At 47.3% G+C, this 239-nt stretch carries 1 protein-coding gene; it reads right to left on the bottom strand.

The genetic code is table 11. From position 1 onward, the window contains the following. Positions 1 to 239: peptide chain release factor-like protein (locus AAEY57_RS21035; protein WP_350608789.1), on the bottom strand; the 239-nt coding region annotated here is incomplete at both ends.

Consider the following 239-nt stretch of genomic DNA (forward strand, 5'->3'; position numbering starts at 1 on the left):
TCCTGACACTCAACCACAACACCGGTAGGTATATGTGTAAGTCGAATAGCAGAATCTGTTTTATTAACGTGCTGACCACCTGCGCCTGATGCACGAAATGTATCAACTTTTAAATCTGCGGTATTAATTTGTATCGCTTCGGCCTCTGGTACTTCCGCCATTACCGCAACAGTACACGCAGAGGTATGAACTCGCCCTTGTGACTCAGTTTCTGGCACACGTTGTACGCGGTGTACACC

It is taken from the genome of Pseudoalteromonas sp. MER144-MNA-CIBAN-0113 (assembly GCF_040308965.1).
Lineage (GTDB): Bacteria > Pseudomonadota > Gammaproteobacteria > Enterobacterales > Alteromonadaceae > Pseudoalteromonas > Pseudoalteromonas tetraodonis.